At 66.4% G+C, this 24,510-nt stretch carries 21 protein-coding genes; 10 read left to right on the forward strand and 11 right to left on the reverse strand.

Annotated elements, in window-relative coordinates:
* The first annotated feature begins 116 nt into the window (after positions 1-116).
* On the forward strand, positions 117-908 hold the full coding sequence (ccsA, locus tag EO174_RS21565; protein WP_126947445.1) for a cytochrome c biogenesis protein CcsA: 792 nt from the start codon (positions 117-119) through the stop codon (positions 906-908).
* 52 nt (positions 909-960) lie between these two features.
* Here ccsA and EO174_RS21570 read toward each other — a convergent pair whose 3' ends face one another.
* Positions 961-2,010 (reverse strand): aldose epimerase family protein, encoded by a 1,050-nt coding sequence (locus tag EO174_RS21570; RefSeq protein ID WP_126947448.1) that lies wholly within the window; start codon positions 2,008-2,010, stop codon positions 961-963.
* A gap of 240 nt (positions 2,011-2,250) precedes the next feature.
* Here EO174_RS21570 and EO174_RS21575 point away from each other — a divergent pair, with 240 nt between their 5' ends.
* Positions 2,251-3,834 carry an alpha-L-arabinofuranosidase C-terminal domain-containing protein gene (locus tag EO174_RS21575; protein ID WP_164740297.1) on the forward strand — a complete coding sequence of 528 codons (1,584 nt, stop codon included), beginning with the start codon at positions 2,251-2,253 and terminating at the stop codon, positions 3,832-3,834.
* Between the two features lie 170 nt (positions 3,835-4,004).
* On the opposite strand, the gene EO174_RS21580 is transcribed toward EO174_RS21575, so the two are convergent.
* Positions 4,005-4,976, reverse strand: a complete 972-nt coding sequence (locus EO174_RS21580) for a LysR family transcriptional regulator (protein WP_104582469.1) — start codon at positions 4,974-4,976, stop codon at positions 4,005-4,007.
* Positions 4,977-5,111: 135 nt separating this feature from the next.
* Between EO174_RS21580 and EO174_RS21585 the strand changes: the two genes are divergently transcribed.
* Positions 5,112-5,387 carry a DUF2798 domain-containing protein gene (locus EO174_RS21585; protein ID WP_104582468.1) on the forward strand — a complete coding sequence of 92 codons (276 nt, stop codon included), beginning with the start codon at positions 5,112-5,114 and terminating at the stop codon, positions 5,385-5,387.
* Positions 5,388-5,801: 414 nt separating this feature from the next.
* The gene (locus EO174_RS21590) at positions 5,802-7,151 is read left to right on the forward strand and encodes a glycoside hydrolase family 16 protein (protein ID WP_126947451.1); all 1,350 of its coding nucleotides are present in this window, start codon (positions 5,802-5,804) and stop codon (positions 7,149-7,151) included.
* 96 nt (positions 7,152-7,247) lie between these two features.
* Here EO174_RS21590 and EO174_RS21595 read toward each other — a convergent pair whose 3' ends face one another.
* Together EO174_RS21595 and EO174_RS21600 are read right to left on the reverse strand one after the other, a co-directional pair.
* Positions 7,248-7,616 (reverse strand): response regulator, encoded by a 369-nt coding sequence (locus EO174_RS21595; RefSeq protein ID WP_104582466.1) that lies wholly within the window; start codon positions 7,614-7,616, stop codon positions 7,248-7,250.
* Complete coding sequence (locus EO174_RS21600; protein ID WP_104582465.1) at positions 7,609-8,772, reverse strand: PAS domain S-box protein; 1,164 nt, start codon at positions 8,770-8,772, stop codon at positions 7,609-7,611. Before EO174_RS21600 ends, EO174_RS21595 begins: the two co-directional genes overlap by 8 nt.
* A gap of 155 nt (positions 8,773-8,927) precedes the next feature.
* Between EO174_RS21600 and EO174_RS21605 the strand changes: the two genes are divergently transcribed.
* The 6 genes from EO174_RS21605 to trxC all read left to right on the forward strand — a co-directional run bounded on the left by EO174_RS21605 (position 8,928) and on the right by trxC (position 16,016).
* Positions 8,928-12,095, forward strand: a complete 3,168-nt coding sequence (locus EO174_RS21605) for a response regulator (protein WP_126947454.1) — start codon at positions 8,928-8,930, stop codon at positions 12,093-12,095.
* Positions 12,068-12,919, forward strand: coding sequence for a CheR family methyltransferase (locus EO174_RS21610; RefSeq protein ID WP_180496911.1), 852 nt, complete (start codon positions 12,068-12,070; stop codon positions 12,917-12,919). The genes EO174_RS21605 and EO174_RS21610 overlap by 28 nt, the downstream gene beginning before the upstream one ends.
* Positions 12,916-13,503: a chemotaxis protein CheB gene (locus EO174_RS21615; RefSeq protein WP_119132585.1), complete on the forward strand. Its 588-nt coding sequence runs from the start codon at positions 12,916-12,918 to the stop codon at positions 13,501-13,503. The genes EO174_RS21610 and EO174_RS21615 overlap by 4 nt, the downstream gene beginning before the upstream one ends.
* On the forward strand, positions 13,500-14,630 hold the full coding sequence (locus EO174_RS21620) for a hybrid sensor histidine kinase/response regulator (protein WP_126947457.1): 1,131 nt from the start codon (positions 13,500-13,502) through the stop codon (positions 14,628-14,630). The genes EO174_RS21615 and EO174_RS21620 overlap by 4 nt, the downstream gene beginning before the upstream one ends.
* Positions 14,631-15,020: 390 nt before the next feature.
* Positions 15,021-15,386: a DUF1428 domain-containing protein gene (locus EO174_RS21625; RefSeq protein ID WP_104582460.1), complete on the forward strand. Its 366-nt coding sequence runs from the start codon at positions 15,021-15,023 to the stop codon at positions 15,384-15,386.
* A 183-nt stretch (positions 15,387-15,569) separates the two neighbouring features.
* Complete coding sequence (trxC, locus tag EO174_RS21630) at positions 15,570-16,016, forward strand: thioredoxin TrxC (protein WP_104582459.1); 447 nt, start codon at positions 15,570-15,572, stop codon at positions 16,014-16,016.
* A gap of 152 nt (positions 16,017-16,168) precedes the next feature.
* Here the strand turns inward: trxC and EO174_RS21635 are convergent, their stop codons facing one another.
* From EO174_RS21635 to EO174_RS21665, 7 genes are all read right to left on the reverse strand, one after another.
* Entirely contained in the window at positions 16,169-18,538 is a 2,370-nt protein-coding gene (locus EO174_RS21635) for a TonB-dependent receptor (protein ID WP_115676379.1), read from the reverse strand.
* A gap of 404 nt (positions 18,539-18,942) precedes the next feature.
* Positions 18,943-20,901 (reverse strand): response regulator, encoded by a 1,959-nt coding sequence (locus EO174_RS21640; RefSeq protein WP_180496910.1) that lies wholly within the window; start codon positions 20,899-20,901, stop codon positions 18,943-18,945.
* Positions 20,891-21,766 (reverse strand): ATP-binding protein, encoded by an 876-nt coding sequence (locus EO174_RS21645; protein ID WP_104582456.1) that lies wholly within the window; start codon positions 21,764-21,766, stop codon positions 20,891-20,893. The genes EO174_RS21640 and EO174_RS21645 overlap by 11 nt, the downstream gene beginning before the upstream one ends.
* Positions 21,763-22,773 carry an ATP-binding protein gene (locus tag EO174_RS21650; RefSeq protein ID WP_126947460.1) on the reverse strand — a complete coding sequence of 337 codons (1,011 nt, stop codon included), beginning with the start codon at positions 22,771-22,773 and terminating at the stop codon, positions 21,763-21,765. Before EO174_RS21650 ends, EO174_RS21645 begins: the two co-directional genes overlap by 4 nt.
* Positions 22,764-23,159 carry an ATP-binding protein gene (locus EO174_RS21655; RefSeq protein WP_104538234.1) on the reverse strand — a complete coding sequence of 132 codons (396 nt, stop codon included), beginning with the start codon at positions 23,157-23,159 and terminating at the stop codon, positions 22,764-22,766. The genes EO174_RS21650 and EO174_RS21655 overlap by 10 nt, the downstream gene beginning before the upstream one ends.
* On the reverse strand, positions 23,156-23,518 hold the full coding sequence (locus EO174_RS21660; RefSeq protein ID WP_104538235.1) for an STAS domain-containing protein: 363 nt from the start codon (positions 23,516-23,518) through the stop codon (positions 23,156-23,158). The genes EO174_RS21655 and EO174_RS21660 overlap by 4 nt, the downstream gene beginning before the upstream one ends.
* Before the next feature lies 1 nt (position 23,519).
* The gene (locus tag EO174_RS21665) at positions 23,520-24,362 is read right to left on the reverse strand and encodes an STAS domain-containing protein (RefSeq protein ID WP_104582453.1); all 843 of its coding nucleotides are present in this window, start codon (positions 24,360-24,362) and stop codon (positions 23,520-23,522) included.
* Positions 24,363-24,510: the final 148 nt, after the last annotated feature.

The following is a 24,510-nucleotide window of genomic DNA, read 5'->3' on the forward strand; positions in this document are numbered from 1 at the left end:
CGCCCGCCCCCGCCCGCCAGCTCGCAACCCGCTTTTCCCGATTCCCGATTCCCGATTCCCGATTCCCGATTCCCGATTCCCGATTCCCCGCCCCACCAATATGCGAAACTGACACGATGACAATCGTTCTCATCGCGTTCGCCTTGTATCTGCTGGCCACGGCGCTGCTCACCCGGTCGGTGCTGCGTGATGGCAACCAGGCGCCGGCACGCTGGCTGGTCCCGGCGCTGGCGGCCGTGGCGGTGCACGCCGGGTATCACGTGCTGGTGGCATTGCGCACCGCCGGCGGGCCGGACATGCATTTCTTCGCAGCGCTCTCGCTGAGCGGCCTGGGCATGGCCGCGCTGACAGCGGTGTTCGGCGCGCGCGGGCGCATGGCGGCGGTGGGCGTGGTGGTGTTCCCGCTGTCGGCGATCCTGCTGGCCTGCTACCACGCCTACGGCCACGAACCGAGCTCGGACCTGGGCTGGCGGCTGGAACTGCATGCGTGGATGGCGCTGCTGGCCTATGCCACGCTGGGTATCGCCGCGTTGCTGGCGATCATGCTGTGGCTGCAGGAGCGGGCCCTGCGCCGGCGCGATTTCCACACCTGGCTGCGCGCGCTGCCGCCGTTGACCGAGCTGGAGACGCTGCTGTTCCGCACCATCACGGTGGGCTTCGTGCTGTTGAGCCTGACCCTGCTGACCGGCCTGCTGTTCGTGCAGGACTTCCTGGCGCAGCGGCTGCTGCACAAGACCGTGCTCAGCATCCTGTCGTGGATCGTGTTCGGTGCGCTGCTGATCGGCCGCTGGCGCAACGGCTGGCGCGGCACCAAGGCGGTGCACTGGACGCTGACCGCGATGGCGCTGCTGGTGTTGTCGTTCTTCGGCAGCAAGTTTGTGATCGAACTGGTGCTGGGGCCGCGCTGATCGGCCTGGCTTCAGGCGCGCCGCGGCCTCACCGTCGCGGCGATCCACGCGCTCAGGCGTCCAGCGCAGCGCTCACCACCGGCCAGGGCTGATCCGGCCCCGGGTCGGCGAAGTGATAGGCGATGCGGCGGCGGTAGACCTGCCCGGGCCGCAGGATTGTCGACGGGAAGTTGGGGTGATTGGGCGCATCCGGGTAGTCCTGCGGCTCCAGGCAGACGCCGCGGCCGAGGCCGGGGTGGTGGGCGTCCAGATGCTGGCCTTCGTAGAGTTGCACCGCCGGCGCGTCGCTGCTGATGCGCAGCGCCACGCCACTGTGCGGCGAGTACAGCTCGGCAACGCACTCGGCCCCGGCGGCCAGCACCAGGCATTGGTCGTAGCCCTTGCCCAGCACCACCTGCGGGTGCGATGGGTCGATATTGTCGGCCAGCGCCGCCGCATGGCGGAAATCGAACGGCGTGCCGGCGACCGAGGCGATCTCGCCGGTCGGGATCGATTCGGCATCCACCGGCAGATAGCGATCGGCCGGCACGCGCAGCACCTGCAGCGCGGCGCGCAGATGCGGGTCGCCGGAGAGATTGAAGTAGGGGTGATGGGTCAGGTTCAAGGGGGTGGCGGCATCGCATTGCGCCTCGAAGTCCAGCTGCAGGCGGCGTCCTCGCAGCTGCAGCCGCGCGCGCATCTGCAGATTGCCGGGATAGCCTTCTTCGCCGTCGGGCGAGTGGTAACCGAGCAGCAGTTGGTCCGGCGCCTGCTCCAGCACGCTCCACACGCGCCGCCCGAAGCCGCGCAGGCCGCCGTGCAGCTGGTTGCGCCCTTCGTTGGCGGCCAGCGTGTGGGTGACACCGTCCAGCGTGTAGCGCGCACCGGCGATGCGGTTGCCGAAGCGGCCGACCAGGATGTTGAGGCTGTCGCCATCGGCGGCGTACGCCGGCAGATCCGGCAATGCCAGCAGCAGCGGCACCACCCCGCGCGCGGTGGTCAGCCGCAGCGCATGCAGGATGCCGCCGTAAGTGAGCACTTCCGCCTCCAGTCCGGCATCGCTGTGCAGCGTGAGCGCATGGACTTCGACACCGCCTGGCAACTGCCCGAACACTCGCTGCATGGATCGTCCCGCCGATACTGGAAGCTGGCGAGCATAGCGGGGGAGCGCGGTCGACGACCATGCCCCGGCGCACATCCGGCGCGCAGCGATGGCGAGGTCGGCAAGGCATGCACCAGCGTTCGGCGGCTTGATCGCGATGCAGCAATACAAGCCGAGGTTGCAGGCACTAGGCTAGCGACGCGCCCGCCCACGCTGCGGCGTGCGACCACCTCGATCGATCAGCACAGGAGCGCCAAGCCGATGCAGTGGATTCTTCCCGCCTTGCGGATATCGCCCAGACGGCTGTTGCAGGCTGTCGTTGGCGCGGCCTTGGTCGCCAGCGCGCTCGCCGCCTCTGCCGCCGAGGTCGAGGTGACCGGCACGCTGCGCGCGGACCAGCCCGGCGCGCAGGTGTCGCGGCAGCTGTTCGGCCAGTTCGCCGAGCATCTGGGGACCGGCATCTATGGCGGGGTGTGGGTCGGCGAGGACTCGGCGATTGCCAATACGCGTGGCTATCGCAACGATGTGCTGGCCGCGCTGAAGGCGATTGCCGTGCCCAACATCCGCTGGCCCGGCGGCTGCTTCGCCGACGAATACCATTGGCGCGATGGCGTCGGCGCGCCGGCCCTGCGCCCGGTCAGCGTCAACACGCACTGGGGCGGCGTGGAAGAATCCAACCGCTTCGGCACGCACGAGTTCATGGACTTCACCGAACTGCTGGGCACCCAGGCCTATATCGCCGGCAACGTGGGCAATGCGGCGCCGGACGAAATCGCGCAGTGGGCCGAATACATGACCGCACCCACCCGCTCCAGCCTGGCCAACGAGCGCCGCGCCAATGGCCGCGACGCGCCGTGGCAGGTGCCCTACTTCGGCGTGGGCAACGAGTTGTGGGGCTGCGGCGGCAACATGCGCGTGGAATACGCGGCCGACGTCTATCGGCGCTACCAGACCTTCGTCAAGGCACCGACCAACCAGAAGATCCTCAAGATCGCGCCCGGCCCCAACAACGACGACTACCACTGGAGCGAAGTGATGATGCGCGAGGCCGGCACGCTGATGGACGGCCTGAGCCTGCACTACTACACCGTGCCCGGTGGCTGGCCGCCGCGCGCCTCCTCCACCGACTTCGACGAAGCCGCCTGGATCGACACGCTGTCGCGCACGCTGGTGATGGACGAGCTGATCAGCAAACACAGCGCGATCATGGACCGCTACGACCCGGGCAAGAAGGTCGCGCTGGTGGTGGACGAATGGGGCACCTGGTACGCCGGGCTGCCGGATGCGAACCCGGGCTTTCTGCATCAACAAAACAGCCTGCGCGATGCACTGGTGGCGTCGTTGAACATCGACATCTTCAGCGCACATGCCGAACGCGTACGCATGGCCAACATCGCGCAGATGGTCAATGTGCTGCAGGCGATGATCCTCACCGACGGCGACAAGATGGTGCTGACGCCGACCTACCACGTGTTCGCGCTGTACAAGCCCTACCAGGACGCCACCCAGCTGCCGCTGCAACTACGCACACCCGAGTATCGCCACGGCGATGTCCACGTGCCCGCAGTGCACGGCTCGGCGGTCAAGGCCAAGGACGGGCACGTCTACATCGCGCTGACCAATCTGGCGGCCAACGCAGCGGCGAGCGTGAGCGTGCAGGTAGAAGGCCTGTCACCGAGCAGCGTGGACGGGCAGATCCTCACTGCGCCGGCGATCACCACGCACAACACGTTTGCCCAGCCGCATGCGGTGGAGCCGAAGGCGTTCAAGGGCGCACGGGTACGAGGCAAGGCCTTGACGGTGGCCTTGCCGGCGCGTTCGATCGTGATGCTCAAGCTGGAGTGAGTGATGGCGGCGACGTCAGCTGCCGTCGCCGCAGTGGCTGGCGAGCGATGACTGCGCAAACGGTGTTGCAAGGCGATGTTCTCGACGCATCGCGCGCCCGCGCAGGACGCCTGCGTGCGCCTGGTGGACCAGGGCACGCAACCGGGCGGTCTCCAGATGTCGAATGCCGGCTATACGCCGGTTGCCGCCTGGGCGGGCGCAGGCGCCAGCGTGGGTTCGGCGATACGCCATTGCACGGGCAGGCGTTCGAGCACGTGCTGCATGAAGGCACGCACCTTGGGGGTGAAGTCGCGGCGGTCGGCGACGCAGAGGTAGATCCGCAGCGGTTCCGGCAATGCCTGGGCGCTGCTGCCGAGAGCTGAGACAAACAGCGGCTGCAGCTGGCCGCGCTGCAGATAAGGCTGCACCACATAGGCGGCCAGGCGCGCGATACCGCCGCCGGCGGTGGCCATGGTGGCGAGCGCATCGATATCGTCGCTGACCATCGCCTTGCCCAGCTCCGGCTGGAAGCGCACGCCATTGCGCACGAAATTCCATGGCAGGCAGCGCCCGTCGACCGGGTAACGCAGCAGCAGGCAATCGTGATACTTCAAGTCGTCCGCGGTTTGCGGCGTCCCGCAGCGCGCCAGATACTCGGGCGCTGCGCAGACCACCAGCGGCACCTGGGCGATGCAGCGCGCCACCAGGCCGTCTTCCAGCTGCGCTTCGATGCGCAGGCTGACATCCACGCTTTCCTGGGCGTGCTGCACAGCCCGGTCGGTACACAGCAGCTCGATCTCCAGCTGCGGATACTGCTGACGCAGGGCCGGCAGCATCGGGGCGAGCACGTGCCGCGCGAAGGCCGCGGTGCTGGCCACCCGCAATCGCCCCGCCGGCGCCTGCTGCGGCCCGGCCACCGATTGCCGCGCGCGCTCCAGATCGCGCTCCAGCTGCCGCACCTGTTCGAAGTACAGCGTGCCGCGCTCGGTCAGCGCCAGGCTGCGCGTGGTCCGGTGCAGCAGACGCACGCCCAGATGCTGTTCCAGACGCGCGATGTTCTGGCTGACCGCGGCAGCACTGATCCCCAGCAACTTGGCGCCTCCGGCAATGCTGCCGGCATCGACAGTGCTGACAAAGCTGCGGATGGACTGAAGAATGTTCATTGAATAGGCAAGTATTACCAAACGATTCGTAAGTTTTTCTTACGTAAGCCGCAAGGCTACGCGATCTACCCCGGCCGCGGTGGCGTCCCTACAGTGCTGCCCATCGTGCCGATCCGCGGCAACCGAGGCCATTGCATGTCGACATCTCCCCCTTCCTCCCCGTTGATGCGCCCACGCTGGAAACTCGGCGTGCGCACCACCCCGTTCGTGTTCGCGTTCTACATGGCCGCGATCATGGCCCTGCTGATGTGCCTGGTGATCACGGGCGCCAATACCGGCCTGGCCCCCGGCTACCTGTGGCGCGTGCTGGACGCCTACCGCATCGCGATGCCTACCGCATTCTGCTGCGTGCTGGTGGTGCGCCCGCTGGTGATACGACTGGTGGCGTGGACGGTGCACGCCGGGCATTGAGTCAGGCGGGCGCGAGCATGCCCGGAAACGGCCATACGGCAAGCGTACCGATGCGTCTGCGCGGCCATCGATGCGCAGCAACGTGCGCCTTGCCTGCCGCAGTGGCATTCAGGACGGGGCATTACTGCAGAGGCTGCACGCGCTCGCATGCGTCGTCGACCCGCCATCCCCCCGCTTGAATGTTCCGACCTGGACGCTGCGCATGCCACCTGCCGGCAGCGGACATTCGCAGCCAGCTGCTGCCGCGCAACATCCGGTGCATGCAGTCTGCGACCGCCGTCATGCCAATGATGGACTATTCCGGAATGAACACCACGGAACTGAAACGCGCCACACAATTGCTTTGACACTGAAGTAGCCGCTGCGCAGCGTCACGTCTCCATGGACATCGGTCCACTTTCTGGAGAAGCACGCATGAACACGCGACGCAGTGCCGCTGTGCAGCTCGCCCTGCTCTGGGCCGTGGCGATGCCACCAGGCGCGCACGCGCAAACCCTGGTGTGGGAGGACAACTTCAATGGGCCCGGCATCGATGGCAACAAGTGGACCTACGATGTCGGCAACGGCTGCCAGATCGGCTTGTGCGGCTGGGGCAATGGCGAGATGCAGTACTACACCAGCCGCGCCGAAAACGCGCGCATCGAGAATGGCCGGCTGGTGATCGAAGCGCGGCGCGAAGCGTTCCAGGGCATGCCGTTCACCTCGGCGCGCCTGAAGACCGAAGGCCGCATGCACTTCAAGTACGGCACGCTGGAAGCGCGCATCAAGACGCCGGTGGTGGGCAACGGGCTGTGGCCGGCATACTGGATGCTGGGCACCATCGGCGTGTGGCCAGGCCGTGGCGAGATCGACCTGATGGAAGCCGGCATGGCCGCGGCGATCGCCAATGGCACCACCAATCGCCGTATCGGCGCCGCCGTGCACTGGGACTACAACGGCCAGCAAGCAGACTACGACACCAGCTACACCAGCCCGGTGGATCTGCATGCCGACTTCCATGTGTACCGCATGACCTGGGACCCCCAGTTCATCCGCGTGTCCATCGACGGCCAGCAATACTTCGAATTTGCGATCTCCAATATCGAGGGTGCCTCGCTGCACGAATTCCACCAGCAGCAGTATCTGCTGCTCAACCTCGCCGTGGGCGGCAGCTATACCGGCATCACCTCGCCTGCGGCGGTGACCGCGCCGCTGCCGGGCAGGATGGAGGTCGACTACATCCGCCTGTATCAAAATCCCGGTTCGCAGCTGTACGTGGGCGCGCAACATGCCGCGCCGGCAGGGCGCTTTGGCGTGTTCACCGAGCAGGCCGACACCAGCGGGCGGCTACAGTTCGGCCAGGATGCCGAGCTGTATCTGTGGAACAACCTCACCCCGATTGCGCAGGCGCCGTTCGAAGGCAGCAACGTGATGGCGTACCGCGCCAACGCCGGTGCCTGGTATGGCCTGGGCATCCAGACCGACTATCGCAACATGGCCGCCTACGCCGGCGGCGCGCTGAAGCTGCAGCTGAAAACCACCACGCCGTCGACGTTCAAGATCGGCATCAACACCAGCTTCGGCGACAGCTGGGTGGATTTTGCCGCTGGCGGCAATCAATACGGCCTGGTGCGCGACGGCGCCTGGCACGAGGTGAGCATTCCCTTCAGTGCGTTCTACGATCTGGACCTGCAGGCGGTCAAACAGATGTTCATGCTGGTGGCCGATCCACCCGCCGCGCCGGTGGAGATCGCCATCGACAAGGTGTATTACCAGAGCCGTTGAGCGGCATCTATGCAGCAGTCCCGGCGAAGGCGCCACACGATGGCCGCGCAATTCCATGCAGCGGTTCCTGCAGCGCGCGACCGGCGCAGCCAGCGCTCAGGCGTTGGCTGCAACGCCTTTCAACACGTCGATCAGCTGACGCAGGCGATACGGCTTGGGCAGGAAATCCACCCGCGCCGGCAGCGGTGGCAACTGCGCCTTTGCGAATCCCGAGGCCAGGATCACCCGCGCCTGCGGCAGCAGTTGCGCCACGTGTTCGCTCAGTTCGATGCCCGACATGCCGTTGGGCATGCGGACATCGCTGAAGACCACATCATAGGGGCCATTCTCGCGCAGCATGCGCAGGGCGCTATGGCCGTCGTCGGCGGTCTCGACGGTGATGCCTGCATCGCGCAGCGCCTCGCCGATCAGTTCGCGCAATTCCTGCTGATCTTCCACCATCAACAGACGCAGGGGTTCAGTCATGCTCAGCCTCCTCGATGGCCGGGAGAAACAGGGTAACGGTGGTGCCGCGGGCGGGAGCGGTGTCCAGCTCGACGAAGCCGCCGGACTGGGAGGCGAAGCCATACACCTGGCTCAATCCCAGGCCCGAGCCCTTGCCCACGTCCTTGGTGGTGAAAAACGGCTCACTGGCGCATCGCGCCACGTGCGCGGACATGCCCGGGCCGTCATCGCGCACGGCGATACTGACGTAATTGCACGGCTGGCCATGCGGATCGGACGGCGCAACACGCTGCTGTACGGCCGTTTCCAGCACGATGTTGCCGCCGCCAGGCATGGCATCGCAGCTATTGAACACCAGATTGAGCAAGGCCGCTTCCAGTTGGCCAGGGTCCACGCGGATATCGGGCAACTGCTCGGCGAACGCCAGCGACAGCACGATCCCGGCCGGGCAGGCACGCCGCAGCAGCTCCAGCGAGCGCGTCACCACCGCGTTGGCGCCATGGCGCTCGGGAATCAGCCGCTGCCCGCGTGCGAAGGACAGCAGTTGGCGCGTCAGCAAGGTGCCACGATCGACTGCGGTCTGCGCTGCTTCCACCAGCATGCGCGTGCGCGCATCGTCGCCGGCACGCAGCGCGATCAGATCCAGGCTGGTCACCATCACGGTCAGCAGATTGTTGAAATCATGCGCCATGCCGAGCGTCAGGCGGCCCAGCGCATCCACCTTCTGCGACTGCAGCAGGGCGTGCTGCGCCTGCTGCAACAGCTGCTGCGCCTGGTGTCGCTGGTCGATGTCGCAGGTGACCTTGGCAAACCCGACCAGGACGCCGAATTCCAGCACCGGTTCGATCGCCACGCTCGCCCAGAAGCGGCTGCCGTCCTTACGCAGCCGCCAGCCCTCGGTGGCAAAGCGCCCTTCGCGCTTGGCGGTGTCCAGATTCTGCGCCGGTTCGCCGCGTTGCACGTCCTCGGGCAGGTAGAAACGCGAGAAGTGCGAGCCAATGACCTCGGCGGCGGTATAGCCCTTGATGCGCTCGACACCGGGATTCCAGCTGCACACATGGCCGCCCGTATCGAGCATGTAGATCGCGTAATTGGACACGCTCTGCACCAACAGCTGGCACTGCCGGCTGTCGTGAGAAAGCGGCCCCGCACTGTCGACGGCCGTCTCCGCATCCATCGCGCGACTTTTCCCCGGAAAAGCGCGCGACCATAGTGACGGGTGCGTGAAGGCTGCGTGCAAGCCGACCCGACTGCAAAGCGTCAAAATACCGGCGATTTGCGCGTGAAACTTATCGGCTACCATGACCGCCCCCCAGTCAGGTCCGCGCCGTCATGCAGAACATCTCGACCACACGCGACCGCTGGGTGTGGGTGATCGCGGGGGCCCTGATGGCGGGAACACTCGGCGTGGAGTTGGTCACCCCACTCGGCTATGCAGTGTGGCTGACCTACTTCGTCGCAGTGGGCGTGACGGTCTTCCAGAATCGCGTGCAGGCGCCACTGGTGGTCGCCGCGCTGTCGTGCATGCTGCTGGCGGTCGGTTTCAAGCTGGCGCCGGCCAGTACCAGTTCGAGTTTCTCCTCGATCAACCGCAGCATCGGCGGGGTCTCGTTCCTGGCGATGGCGCTGGTGGTGATGCAGGCCATCCGCGCGCGCCGTCAGGCCGAACTGGCGTTATGGCTGCAGCAGGCCGAAAACACCGTCGAAGCCAGTCTGCGCGGCGACCACAGCCCGGACGATCTGGCCAATGCGGCCGTGCAGGCACTGTGCGACACGCTGGATGCCCAGGTCGGCGCGTTGTATCGCATCGAAGGCGACCGCCTGCGGCTGACCGGCGGCACCGCGCTGCCGGCCGATGCATCCAGGACGCTGCCGACCGATGCCGGCCAACTCGGCGAGGCCTTGCGTGGCGGCACGGTACGCCGGGTGCGCGGCGTGGACGCCGGACATCTGCAGATCGCTTCCGGCCTGGGCCGCAGCGCCTGCCAGGAGCTGCTGCTGGCGCCGGTCATCGCCGATGGGCGGGTGATCGGCATTCTCGAGCTGGGCCGCGCCGCCGCACCGGGCATCGCCCGCACGCGCGAAGAAGAGCTGCTCGCACGCTGCGGCGAAAACATCGGCCTGGCCTTGCGCACGGCATTGCTGCGCGCACAGCTGGTGGCCCTGCTGGAAGAAACCCAGCGTCAAAGCGAAGAACTGCAGACCCAGCAGGAAGAGCTGCGCGTGGCCAACGAGGAGCTGGAGGAACAGAGCCGCAGCCTGCAGCAATCGCAGAGCGATCTGGAGATGCAGCAAGCCGAACTCGAACAGACCAATGTGCAGCTGGAAGAACGCACCCAGGCACTGGAAGCGCAGAAGCAGGCCTTGCTGGTGGCACAGAATCAGCTGGTGCGCAACAGCAACGAGCTGTCCACCGCCTCGCGCTACAAATCCGAGTTTCTGGCCAACATGTCGCACGAGTTGCGTACGCCGCTCAACAGCGCGTTGATCCTGGCCAAGCTGCTGGCGGACAACAAGGACGGCACGCTCAGCCCCGAGCAGGTGAAGTACGCACAGGCGATCCTGTCGTCCAACAACGATCTGCTGGCGTTGATCAACGACATTCTCGACCTGTCCAAGATCGAGGCCGGGCATGTGGAACTGGCCGACGAAACCATCGCCACCAGCTCGGTGGTACAGCGCCTGCGCGAAACCTTCGAGCCGCTGGCGCGCCAGAAAGGCCTGGCCCTGCAGCTGGCTGCCGAATCCGATGCACCGACGCAACTGGTCGTCGACAGCCAGCGCCTGCAGCAGATCCTCAAGAACCTGCTGGCCAATGCGATCAAGTTCACCGAGCACGGCAGCGTCAGCCTGTCGATCCAGGCGCATACGCCGGGCCGGGTGCTGTTCAAGGTCAACGACACCGGCATCGGCATCGCGCACGAACAGACCGAGATCATCTTCGAAGCGTTCCGTCAGGCCGATGGCAGCACACGCCGTCGCTATGGCGGCACCGGCCTGGGCTTGTCGATCTCGCGCGATCTGGCCCAGCGCATGGGCGGCAGCATCCGCGTGGACAGCCAGCCGGGGCGCGGCAGCAGTTTTACGCTGGAATTGCCGATCGACGGCGCCCCGGCCGAGCTGGCGATGGCCGCGCCGGCAAACGCAGGCGCGGCACTCGGCGGCACGCCGTCGTCGCGGTTCGCCAGCGGCACGGCCATGGCCTCGCGGCGTGATGGGCGCGCCACGGTGGCCTCCACCGGGATGCCGCTGCCGCTGCCGATTCCGGCAACCGCCACTGCGCCGCTGCAGCGCGCCGACGACGATCGCGACCAACGCACCCGCCCCGGCCGGCTGATCCTGGCAGTGGAAGACGAAGCACGCTTTGCGCAGGCGCTGGTCGACCTGGCGCACGAACTGGATTTCGACTGCGTGGTGGCGCCCAGCGCCGAAGAAGCGCTGCGCCTGGCAGCCGAACTGCGCCCCAGCGGCATCCTGCTCGACCTCGGCCTGCCGGATGCGTCCGGGCTGAGCGTGCTCGAACGCCTCAAGCGCGATCCGGCCACGCGCCATATTCCGGTGCATGTGGTATCGGCGCTGGAGCGCAGCCAGATCGCGCTGGAACTGGGCGCGGTGGGCTATTTGATCAAGCCGGCCACGCGCGAGCTGCTGGCAGGTGCGATCCGGCAACTGGAAGACACCAATGCCCGCGCGGTACGCCGCCTGTTGATCGTCGAAGACGACAGCGCCCTGCGTGCGAATCTGCAATTGTTGCTGGCGCGCGACCAGCTGGACATCATCGCGGTGGGCAGCATTGCCGACGCGATGCAGCAGCTGGCCGGCTCGACCTTCGACTGCATGGTCACCGATCTGGCGCTGCCCGACGGCAGTGGCTACGACCTGCTCGAACGCATGGCCGGCAACGACGCGGTGGCGTTTCCGCCAGTCATCGTCTACACCGGGCGCGCGCTCACCCGCGACGAGGAACAGCGCCTGCGCCGGTATTCCAAGAGCATCATCATCAAGGGGGTGCGCTCGCCCGAGCGTCTGCTCGATGAGGTGACGCTGTTCCTGCACAGCGTGGAAGCCTCGCTGCCCAGCGACCAGCAACGCCTGCTGCGCGAAGCGCGCCGCCGCGACGCGGTACTGGACGGCGCCACCGTGCTGCTGGCCGAAGACGATGTGCGCAACATCTTCGCGCTCTCCAGCGTGCTCGAACCGCTCGGCGTGACGCTGCAGATCGCCCGCAACGGCCGCGAGGCGCTGGAACATCTGGCCAAGCACGAGGTGGACCTGGTGTTGATGGACATCATGATGCCGGAGATGGACGGGCTGACCGCGATGCGCCAGATCCGCGCCAATCGCCAATGGCAGGATCTGCCGATCATCGCGCTGACCGCCAAGGCCATGGCCGACGATCGCGAACGCTGCCTGGAGGCCGGCGCCAACGACTACATCGCCAAGCCCATCGACGTGGACAAGCTGGTGTCGCTGTGCCGTGTGTGGTGCTCGCGGCAATGAACGCGGTGGAGCTGTTCGATCTGGAGCTGCGGGTGCTGCTGGAAGCGGTCTACCAGCGCTATCACTACGACTTCCGCGATTACGCGGTGTCCTCGCTGCGCCGGCGCATGCGCCACGCGATGGCGCGCATGGAGTGCACGCGCGTGGCCGACCTGCAGCACCGCCTGCTGCACGAACCTGACACCTTCGCGCAGGCGATGCAGTTCTTCACCGTGCAGGTGTCGGAGATGTTCCGTGACCCGGCCTACTTTCGCGTCCTGCGCGAACATGTGGTGCCGGTGTTGCGTACCTACCCCTCGATCAAGCTGTGGGTGGCCGGCTGCAGCACCGGCGAGGAAGTCTGGTCGCTGGCCATCCTGCTGCACGAAGAAGGCCTGCTGGAAAAGGCGGTGATCTACGCCACCGACATCAATCCCGAAGCCTTGGGCATGGCCGAAGCCGGTGCCTTCGGCATCGACCGCATTGCGCAGTTCAGCCGCAATTATCTGGACGCCGGCGGCCGCAGCTCGCTGTCCGACTACTACACCACCGCCTACGATGGCGCGGTGTTCGACCGCCGTCTGAAGCGTAATATCGTATTCGCCGATCACAGCCTGGCCACCGATACGGTGTTCTCCGAAGTGCACCTGGTGTCGTGCCGCAACGTGCTGATCTATTTCAACCGCAGCCTGCAGGACCGTGCAGTGGGCCTGTTTTACGATGCGTTGGTGCATCGAGGCTTCCTGGGCCTGGGCAGCAAGGAGTCGCTGCAGTTCGGCGCGCATGCGCAGGCGTTCGAAACCGTGGCGCGCGAGCAGCGCCTGTTCCGCAAGGCGGCCGCATGAACGTCTTGCACACGGCGGCAACTCAGTTCGACGCGATGGTGATCGGGGCCTCGGCCGGCGGTGTCGTGGCCTTGCAGGCGCTGTTGTCCAGCCTGCCTGCGGATCTGCCGATGCCGGTGCTGGTGGTGCTGCATCTGCCGCGCGACCGCACCAGCCACCTTGCCGAGCTGATGGATGCACGCTGCGCCTTGCCGGTGCGCGAGGCCGAAGACAAGCAGCCGTTGCTCGCCGGCAGCGTGACCATCGCCCCGCCCGACTATCATCTGCTGGTGGAAACGCGCGACAGCCTGGCGCTGTCGATGGATGCACCGGTGCTGTTCTCGCGTCCGGCGATCGACCCCTTGTTCGAATCGGCTGCCGACGTGTTCGGGCAGCGCCTGCTGGCGATCCTGCTCACCGGCGCCAGCAGCGACGGCAGCGCCGGGGTGGCGGCGGTGCGCGCGGTAGGCGGCAGCGCCTGGATCCAGCGCCCCGACGATGCCGCCTCACCGCTGATGCCCGCCTCCGCGCTCGCCCATGCCGGCGCCGATGCGGTGCTCACCCTGCAGGCGATCTGCAGCCGACTGGAAACCTTTCACCCATGAACCTCACCGCGACCGGCCTGGCGACAACCAGCAACGATGACGAACCGGCCAAGCTGCTGATCGTCGACGACGTGCCGCAGAACCTGGTGGCGATGGAAGCGCTGCTGCAGCGCGACGGCATCCAGGTGCTGTGCGCCGCCTCCGGTGCGCAGGCGCTGGAGCTGTTGCTCGAACACGATGTGGCGCTGGCATTGCTGGATGTGCACATGCCGGAAATGGACGGCTTTTCGCTGGCCGAGCTGATGCGCGGCTCGCAGCGCAGCCGGCATGTGCCGATCATTTTCCTGACCGCCTCGCCGAACGATCCGATGCGCGCGTTCCAGGGCTATGAAACCGGCGCGGTGGATTTCCTGCACAAGCCGATCGAGCCGCACGTGATCCTCAGCAAGGTCAATGTGTTCATCGAGTTGTACCAGCAGCGGCGCCTGCTCAAGGCGCGCAACGCCTCGCTGGAACGCGCGCTCACGCTCAACGAAACCATGATGGCCGTGCTCACCCACGACCTGCGCACGCCGCTGTCGGTGATTCTACTGTGCGCCGACAAGCTCAGCCTGGATGTGGACGCCGATGGCTCGGCCGCGCGCACGCTTGATCACCTGGAAAACAGCGCGCGGCGGATGGCGCGGATGGTCGAGCAGCTGCTGGATTTCTCGCGCCTGCGCAGCGACGGGCTGTCGATGCAGTTCGGCCCCTGCAATCTCGGCGACCTCACCCACAGCGTGGTGGGCGAAGTGGCACAGGCCAATCCGCACACCCCGATCGACCTGCGTACCGAGGGCGACCTGCACGGCGATGGTGATGGCGATCGCCTGGCACAGGTGGTGTCCAATCTGGTCGGCAACGCGGTGCTGCACGGCGGCAGCGAGCCGGTGCGGGTGCACCTGGACGGACGCGAACGCGACACGCTGCGGCTGTCGGTGCGCAACGTCGGGCGCATCCCCGACAGCCTGATGCCGCGGCTGTTCGAGCCGTTCAAGGCCAGCTTCCATGCCAGCCAGGGCCTGGGGCTCGGCCTGTTCATCGCCGACCAGTTCGTCAAGGCGCACGGCGGCACGCTGCAGGCACGCAACGAAGACGGCGACGTGGTGTTCGAAGCCATCCTGCGGCGCCACAACCTGGCCGCGTAGTCGCGGCCATGCGGCGGCCGGGCAGCACGCCGGGCTGCCGCCACGGCGCACCCGGCAAGGCGTGCGGGGTGATCGAAACCCATGCAATCCCGATGCTGGCGGCCTGTCGCAACCCCAGCCCATCGTGACAACATAATCCCTCTGACGAACTCATCCAGGACGCCTCACGCAGCGCGCGGCGCATGCGATCCGACAACGGAACTTGGCACGAAAACGGTTTGCAACGTCATGCGAGCGCGACCAGTGCTTGCCATCCAGATGCACCGTATGCTCGCAATCCACGCGCGGGCAACACGCACCCTGGCGCTGCTTTCCAGCGTGTTCCGATCGCACCAACATCTGTTCGCCGTCATCAGGTGCACGCCGTGCGCCATGTCTGAGGAGGTGCTTATGTCGTATGTGGATGGGTTTGCACTCGCGGTGCCCACGGCCAACAAGGCCGCGTTTCTGGAACATGCCCGCATGGGCGATGCCATCATCATCGAATACGGCGCACTGCGCGTGGTGGAGTGCTGGGGTGATGATGTCCAGCATGGACAACTGACCGACTTCCATCGCGCGGTCGCTGCCGGCGAGGACGAAACCGTGGTGTTTTCGTGGATCGAATGGCCGGACAAGGCGACCCGCGATGCGGGCATGCGCAAGATGATGGACGACCCGCGCATGGACCCGTCGGTCAACCCGATGCCGTTCGATGGCAAACGCCTGATCTACGGCGGCTTCGTTCCGATCCTGAGCCTGGGCCAAGCGGGCTGACCACCGCAGCGTGCTGCGGCGCACTTCTCTGTCGCGGCATTGCGGCACACCCGGTGCGGCGGCGGCAGCCTTCGGCATCGGGTCCTTGGCGATGGCCGTTACACTGGCCGCATGCCGCCGCGCCCGCCGCCCATGTGGTATGCGGGCGCGGCGACTGCATTACCTGCCACCGGAGACCGCCACATGCCCGACGCACCGCTCCTGATCGCCTGCCCGAGCTGCGCGGCGATGAATCGTGTCGCACACGCGCGTCTGCGCGATGCGCCCAACTGCGGCAGTTGCCATAAACCATTGTTCCTAGGCACACCGGTGGCGTTGTCGGCGGTCGACTTCGACAAGCATGCGGTACGCAGCGCGCTGCCGTTGGTGGTGGATTTCTGGGCGCCGTGGTGCGGGCCGTGCCTGAGCATGGCACCACACTTTGCCGCCGCCGCGGCGATGCTCGAACCGCAGGTGCGGCTGGCCAAGGTCGATACCGATCTGCATCCGGCGCTGGGCACGCGCTTTGGCATCCGCAGCATCCCCACCTTGCTGGTCATCCGCGGCGGCAGTGAGCTGGGCCGTCATTCCGGTGCGGTGAGCAGCGCGCAGATCGTCAGCTGGGTACAGTCGGTATTGCGCAGCCGTTGATACAAAAAAACCCGCTGCGTGATGCACGCAGCGGGCCTGGTTCTACGATTGGCATCACTGCGACACATGCGCGGTGATGCGGTCGATCGACCAGCAACCGGGAGCGGCTGACAAGATGACCGTGCAGCCGCTCGCTACTGGTTCAACCGCTCTTACTGCCAGTTGACGTTGACCGACACACCCACGATGCGCGGCTCGTTGTAGACCGCCGCCATGTAGTTTTCGATCACGCCCTTGACGTTCTTCTCGTTGGTGATGTTGCGCGCGAACGCCGCCACTTCCCACGCACCGTAGCCGCCGGTGTAGCCGAGCTTGAAGCCGCCTTCGACATTGCCGTCGGCGCGGAACTCGGTGGAGTCGTACAGCACGAAGCTGGTTTCGCCCTGCTTGTTCCAGTCGGTGGAAACGAAGAACGCGCCATCGGTGCCCACCGGAATGTCGTAGCGCGCCGCCAGGTTGAGGTTGTACTTGGGCGCGTTGGGCAGCGGGTTGCCGTCGATCTGCGCAAAGGTGTTGGCACCGACGCGGATGGTCGGGTCGTTGACCGTGCACACCACCACGCCATTGAGCGCACAGGCCTGCGCGTAGACGCGATCGTCGTGGATTTCGCTATGCAGCAGGCTCAGGCCGGCGGTCAGCGACAGGTTGGAGATCGGGCGCCAGTCCAGGTCTGCTTCCAGGCCGTAGGCCTTGGCCTTGTCGGCATTGAACAGCACGCCGTTGCCGTCCGAATCGTTGCCGTTGAGCTGGATGTCGTCCACCGTGTAGGTGAAGCCGCTGACATTCAGACGCAGGCGATTGTCGAACAGGCTGCTCTTGATGCCGGCTTCCCACGACAGGATGGTTTCCGAATCGGCAGTGGTGAAATCCGAATTGAACACCGCGCTGCGGCCCTGGATGGTCGGGCCGCGGAAACCGCGTGCCACGCGCGCGTAGACGCTCAGCTCGGGGTTGATTTCATACATCGCGCTGAGGTCCCAGCTGGGCTGGGTGTCGGACAGGCGTACGTCGCGACGGCCGCGATAGGTCACCGCGCCAGCGGCGGTATCGGCGGTCTTGAGCAGGCGGGTTTGCTTGGTGTCCTTGGTCTGGCGCAGGCCGGCGGTCAGGGTGAGCGCGTCGGTGGCCTTGTAGCTGAGCTGCCCGAAACCGGCCCAGGAGGTGTTGGTGTTGCGCAGGCGCACCCAGTTGTTGGGGTTGCGCGCGGCGGTCTGCAGGAAATAGGCACGCTGATAGAAATCGGTGGTGTCGCGCCCGTCGAAGTAGAACGCGCCGACCTGCCATTGCAAGGCATCGTCGCCTTCGCTGGCCAGGCGCAGTTCCTGGGTGTACTGATCCAGGTCGCGGATCTGCCCCATCGACTGGCCGAAGCCGTTCGGCACGCCGTTGACCGGGTAGTTCGCCGCCGCGCCGCCATCGGTGTCGCCACGGCTATAGCCGGAGGTGGTTTCGTAGGCGGTGATGGAGGTCAGCGACACGCCACCGAAATCGTAGATCGCCTTGATCGAGCCGCCATCGGTCTGATACGCCTGCGGGTTGTCGTGTGCCTCGTCATAGGCCACGCGATCGCGCGGCACGTCGACCTTGTCGCTGCCGCGCGTCACTGCATTGCGCAGGAACAACGTGGAGGTGCCGTCGTAGTCGCGCGTATGCACCGAGCCCAGCAGCGAGAATGCGTCGTTGGGCTTGAGCAGCAGCTGCAGGCGCGCATTGCGGTCGTTGTAGCCGCCCATCGCATCCTTGCGCGGCGTGCGCGTGCCGTCGGCACTGCTGCCGGCGAAGGTGTTGTCCACCCAGTCGTCGCGGTGCTGGTACAGCGCCGACACGCGGAACGACAGTACCTCGTTGATCGGCCCGCCGAAGCCGCCATCCAGCGACACCGTGTTGTAGCTGCCGTAGCTGGCATCGACACGGCCGGTATAGGTCTCGCTGGGCTTGACCGTGTCGAACTTGACGATGCCGGCGGTGGTGTTGCGGCCGAACAAGGTGCCCTGCGGGCCGCGCAGCACTTCGACCTGGTCCACGTCGTAGACCGGGTTGGACTTGAGCACCACGTGTTCCAGTACCACGTCGTCCTGGATGATGGACACCGGCTGCGAGGCACCGAGGTAGAAGTCGATATTGCCCAGGCCACGGATATAGAAGCGCGGGAAGATGCGCCCGGTGGTGGTCTCGGCGTAGAAGCCCGGCACGCGGCCGGACAGCGCCAGCAGCGTGTCGTCGCCACCGGCGGTGAACTCGCGCATCGCCGCACCCTGCACCACGCCCACCGACACCGGCACCTCCTGCAGGTTTTGCTCGCGGTGCTCGGCAGTGACGGTGACTGCATCCAGCGCCGTCGGGCTGCCCTCGCCCTGGCGCGCCGGCACCTGCTGCGCAGCGGCCGCTGCCGCCAGCGAGGCGAGCAGCAGGCCGGCGCAGGCGCGCGCCAGCGGCGTGCGCTGCAATGCGGCGCGACGGGGTGCGGTTACGTGCGTGGCGGCGGGCGTCAGCGACGCGGAGACAGACGAGGACAACGACATGCGAGATGATCCTTGGGTAGGTGACGCGAGGGGTGAGACAGGGGCAATAGCGGCGATCAACATGACTGCGCAGCCATCAGGCGCGCGCGGCCGGCGCTCGGAACCGGGTGCACCACCGGCACCCGGTTCCTCTGCGCCATCCGCGCCATCTGACTGCCGCGCTACGTTTTGTTTCCCCCACCAACATCCGTCGGCATCGAACATGCCGGCCGGAGGCGCAACGTGGCGCCGCGCGCACGATATGTCAGCAATGTTGCAGCTCTATGGCAAGCGTGCCGCCACGCACATGGCAGCCGCCGCAGAGCCACGGTCGCCGTGGCGTGTTCAACGCATAAGTGGGCCGCCACACCATCGTCGTGCGATCGGCAGGCGTCGGCAGCAGGCCCCAGGCGCGCCCCCCCGCGTCAGGCGCGGGCAGCCAGCACGCTGCTGTCGAGCATCTGCCCGACCATGTTCAACAGATCGTTGAGGCTGAAGGGCTTGGGCAGCAACGCCATGCCGTCGGCCAGGAATTCCTGGCGGGTGGCGGCGTTTTCGGCGTAGCCGGTGATGAACAGGATCGGCAGGCCAGGCCGCAGCGCGCGCGCCACGTCTGCCATGTCGCGCCCGTTCATGCCGGGCAGGCCGACATCGGACACCACCAGATCGATCTCCACGCCGGCACGCAATTGATCCAGCGCGCCGTTGGCATCTTCGGCTTCGACCACGTGGTAGCCGGCGTCGCTGAGCACCTCGCTCACCATCATGCGCACCACGTCGGTGTCGTCCACCAGCAAGATGCGCTCGCTGCGGGTACGGGGCGAATTCGGTACCGGTGCCGGCGGCAATGCGCTGGCAGTGAGTCCACGCGGCAGCAGCAAGGCCACCGTGGTACCGCGCCCCACCGTGCTGGTGATGCGTGCGGTGCCGCCGGACTGGCGCGCAAAGCCGTAGGTCATCGACAGGCCCAGGCCGGTGCCTTCGCCGATCGGCTTGGTGGTGAAGAACGGCTCGAAGACCTGGTTGAGAATGGCCGGCTCGATGCCGCTGCCGTTGTCGATGACGTTCACCGCCACGTACTCGCCATCGTCCAGTTCCGGATCGCCCTGCGCGGTATGGGCCGCGCTCTGGATGCGGATGGTGCCCCTGCCCTTCAACGCGTCGCGCGCATTGATCACCAGATTGAGCACCACGTTTTCGAGCTGGTTGGCATCGGCCACCGCCACCAGCGGCGTGTCCGCCAGGTCCAGCTCCAGCACGATGTTCTCGCCGATCGAGCGGTGCAGCATGTCTTCCAGCGAGCGCACGCGTGCGTTGATGTCGAAGGCCTGCGCATCCAGCGATTGCTTGCGTGCGAAGGCAAGCATGCGCTGGGTCAGCGCGGCAGCGCGATGCGCCGAGCCGGTGGCGATCTCGGCCAGCCGCGGCACACGCTCGATGCGATTGGACTCGACCGCCAGCTGGATCATGTCCAGGCCGGAAATGATGCTGGTCAGCAGGTTGTTGAAGTCGTGCGCGATGCCGCCGGTGAGCTTGCCCAGCGCTTCCATCTTCTGTGCCTGCAGCAACTGGATCTCGGTGCGCTGGCGCTCGGCGATCTGGTGGGCCAGCTCGGTGGTGGCGGTATCCAGTTCCTGGCGCTGCTCACGCTCGCGCATGCGCTGTTCGGTGACATCCTCGACCAGCAGCAGGCCCAGGTCCGGTTCGCGATACGGCGACACGCGCCACTCGGTTTCGCACACCTTGCCCTCGCGCAGGATCGACAAGGCACCGCTCCAGCGCTCGCGCTGCGCCAGCGCGTCGATCAGCGCGTGCACGGTGGCGGCCTGGTCCACGCCGGGCACGGCAAGCGCCTCGCCGGGTGTGGCGGTGCCGATCAGGCGCTGGAACGCGGCATTGGCTTCATGCGTGTGCAGCCTGGCGTCGACCACCGCAATCGGTGCGCTGATGTGCTCGAAGATCTCGCGGAAGCGGGCCTCGCTGATGCGCAAGGCGTCCTCGGCCTGGCGCGCGCGCAACAAGGTGCGCAACGTGGCGACCAGCACGCTGGGGTCGACCGGATGAATCAGGTAGGCATCGGCGCCGGCTTCCAGGCCGGTGATCATGTCGCCGGTGGCGATCGAGGCGGCCGATACATGCACCACCGGCAGCAACGCGGTGCGCGGCTCGGCGCGTAGCGTGCGCACGATGTCGAAGCCGCTCATGTCCGGCAGATTGACGTCCAGCACCACCGCAGCAAACGCCTGCTCGGCCAGCCTGGCCAGGCCGTCGGTGCCGGTGCCGGCTTCTTCGACCACGAACTGATGGTGTTCGAGCACGCGCCGCACCGAATAACGCGTCACCGCGTTGTCGTCGACGACCAGAATGTGTGGCTTACTGCCCAAGTGCATCCTCCGCTGCCAGCGTGACCGGCAGCACCACGAAAAACTCCGAGCCCTGCCCGACCACGCTGTTGATTCCCACCCTGCCGCCCAGCAGCTCGGCAAACCGCTTGCAGATCGACAGCCCCAGACCGGTGCCGGTGAGGCGTTTCTGCAACGGTGAATCCACCTGTACAAAATCCTCGAACAAGGCGTCGTGAAGCTCGGCCGGGATGCCGATGCCGGTGTCCTGCACGCCGAAGCGCACATGGCTCTCGCCTTCCAGCTGCGCGAACACGCGCACATGGCCTTGCGGGGTGAACTTGAGCGCGTTGGAAATGAAGTTGCGCAGGATCTGCGCCAGCTTCTTGTCGTCGGTATAGAGCATCGGCAGCACCGGCGGATCCTCGAAGATCAAGGTGGTGCTGCTGACATCGGTGAGCGGGCGGAACATGCCGCGCAAGGCCGCAAACAGGTCCATCAGATCGAACCAGCCCGGCGAGATGGTGATGCGCCCGGCTTCGATCTTGGCCAGATCCAGCAGGTCGTCGACCATCTCGGTGAGCTCGCGCGCCGAGGCACTGACAAAGCGCACCTGTTTGGACTGCTCGGCAGTGAGCGGCCCGTCCATGCCGTCCTCGAGCAGCCGCGTGATGCTCAGGATCGAGCTGAGCGGGGTGCGGAACTCGTGGCTCATGTAGGACAGGAAGCGGCTCTTGAGCTCGGACACGTCGCGCAGCTGCTCAGCCTGCTGATCGAGCTCGGCATACAGCGCCAGCACGCCCTGGTTGGTTTCTTCCAACTCTTCGCGCAGGGCCTGGTTCTGCTGCCGCAGCGCGTCCAGTTCGGCCAGCGGATCGATGGGCGATGTCTCACCGGAAGCATTCATTGCAGGCCTCCCAGCCGCATGACAAACACGCCGCAATCGTCGCGGCCCCGCGTGTAATCGCGCAGCAGCACGGCCGCAATCAGGCGCGGATGGCGCGACAGCAGCCCCGGATGATCGCGCAGGCTCCAGCGTGATTGCAGACCATCACTGTGCATGACCAGCAGTTTGCCGGCGGCGTCCGGAAAATCGAACGGCTGCGTCTTGCGGAACTGCACCCCGACGATGCCCGGATGCGAGGGCATGCCACGCACGCCGTCGCCATCGCACAGCGACGCGACGATATTGCCCACACCGGCAAAGCGTACCCGGCCGGTGCTGCTGTCGAATTGCATCACCGCCGCCGCGCCGCCGCGGGTGCCTGACATGCCCGCATGCAGCTGCGCGATGCGCTCGCCGGGCTCGCCGCTGGCCGCGGCTGCAGCGCGCGTGCCGGCATCGGCAGCATCGGCGGCGCCTGGACCGTGGCCCAGGCCATCGATCACGGTGACGGTCACGCGCTGCTCGCCAATGGCCAGATGCCAGGCATCACCGCACACCGTTTCGTTGTGCAGCGGCAGGCGGATCGCGCCGTACGGCAGGTCCAGTTCGGCGCGTTGCTGCGCAAACAGCCGTGCCATCACCACCGCGCCCTTGGCATCGGAATACGCGTCCAGCACCTGCGCCTGGCGCTGGATCGCGCCCAGCCCGGTGCCCGGCGTCCCGGCGGTGGAATAGCCATCGCGCAGGCCGTCCACGAGTGCGAAGCCCGGCCCGCCGTCGATGGCGCAGATTTCCACGCCCATGCCCTGGCGTGTGGCCACCGTGGACAACTGCAGGCAGCCGCCACGTCCATGCTTGACCATGTTGGTGGCCAGCTCGGTGGCCACCAGTGCCACGCGGCCGCAGGCGGCCTCGTCGAAACCCAGCGTCTGTGCCAAAACCGTCGCTTCGCGACGTGCCTGCCCGACCTGGCTGATTTCGTCGACACGAAACGCGCGCGTGACCTCGCCGGCGAGCGTCACTTCCATTTGGTGATGGTGATGCGCGTGCCCTTGCCGGCTGCGGTATCCAGGACGAAGTCATCCACCAGCCGCCGGCTGCCGGACAGGCCCAGTCCCAGCCCGCTGCCGGAGGTCCAGCCATCGGTGAGCGCCAGGTCCAGGTCGGGAATGCCGGGACCTTCGTCGCGGAAGGTCAGCTGCACGCCCTTGCGGATGCCGCTTTCCACCAGGGCCCAATCCATCTCGCCGCCACCGCCATAGATCACGGTGTTGCGCGCCAGTTCGCTGGCTGCGGTGACCAGCTTGGTCTGGTCGACCAGACGCAGGCCGCACTGCACCACCAGCTTGCGTACCGTCTGCCTGGCCAGCACCACATCCTGTTCGGTACGCACCGATTGCGAACCGGTCGTCATGAAGTGCGATCGGGCTGCTGCAGCAGGCGCATGCCGCGTTCGACATCGAGCGCGGTGCGCACCGATGGCAGGGTCAGCCCCAACTCGACCAGCGTGATCGCCACGGCCGGCTGCATGCCCACCACCACGGTCCTGGCATCCATGATCGCCGCCAGCCCGGAGATGGTGCTGATCATGCGGCCGATGAAGGAGTCGACGATGTCCAGTGCGGAAATGTCGATCAGCACGCCACGCGCGGAGGTGGCGCTGATCTTTTCCGACAGGTCCTCCTGCAACGTCATCGCCAATTGATCGTGCATGTCCACCTGGATGGTGACCAGCAGCAGGTCGCCCATCCGCAGGATCGGGATGCGCTCCATGTCAGCCTGCCTTGTTCACGGTCACGCCGATGCGCTTGAGCGCCAGCGCCAGCGCATCGGACAGGTTGGCCTTGGTGACGATGCCCTGCAGGTCCAGCCCCAGATGCACGATGGTCTGCGCGATCTGCGGGCGCACGCCGCTGATGATGGCATCGGCGCCCATCAGGCGGATCGCGGTGACGGTCTTGAGCAGGTGCTGCGCGACCAGGGTGTCCACGGTGGGCACCCCGGTGATGTCGATGATGGCGATTTCCGAGCCGGTATCGACGATGCGCTGCAGCAGCGACTCCATCACCACCTGGGTGCGCTGCGAATCCAGCGTGCCGATCATCGGCAGTGCCAGTACACCGTCCCACAGCTTGACCACCGGGGTGGACAGCTCCAGCATTTCTTCCTGCTGGCGCACGATGATGTCTTCGCGGGTCTTCTGGAACGCCTTGACGGTGTACAGGCCCAGGCGATCCAGCAGCTCGGACAGCGCCCACAGCTGCTGGCCCAGATCCTCCGGCGTGTCGGCGTATTCGCGCTGCACAAGCGCGAACAGCACCCGCTTCAGCGAGAAGATGAAATTGGCGGTTTCCTGCGAATCAAAGCCACGGGTGGCGCGATCGCGCGACAGGTTTTCCAGGAAGCGACGCACCTCGCTCCAGTCGGCGCTGTCCAGGCTGCTGCCACCGTCCTTCAGGGAGGCGACCAGCAGGTGCAGGAAATCCGCGCTCTGGGTTTCGACGTCCTGTCGGGAAATACGTCCATCGCTGCCCAGGCTGGAGCCCAGCCATGCCGCCAACAACGCAGCTTCCTGGCCACGAATCGCATCGATCGAGCGCTGCTGCAATGCCACCATGAGATCACCCGCCAAGAGTTAGAAGAGAGAAGGCTGGGCATGCGGGGCGATTGCGCCCCCCTGACTGGCGCGGCGCCCCCACGCCGAAGCGCTGCAGAGTAAAGCAATTCAGTTTCGGCAACCAGCGACGAACCTGTAGCGGTCAGAG

The organism is Xanthomonas sp. BRIP62418, assembly GCF_003993495.1.
Classification (GTDB): domain Bacteria; phylum Pseudomonadota; class Gammaproteobacteria; order Xanthomonadales; family Xanthomonadaceae; genus Xanthomonas; species Xanthomonas euroxanthea.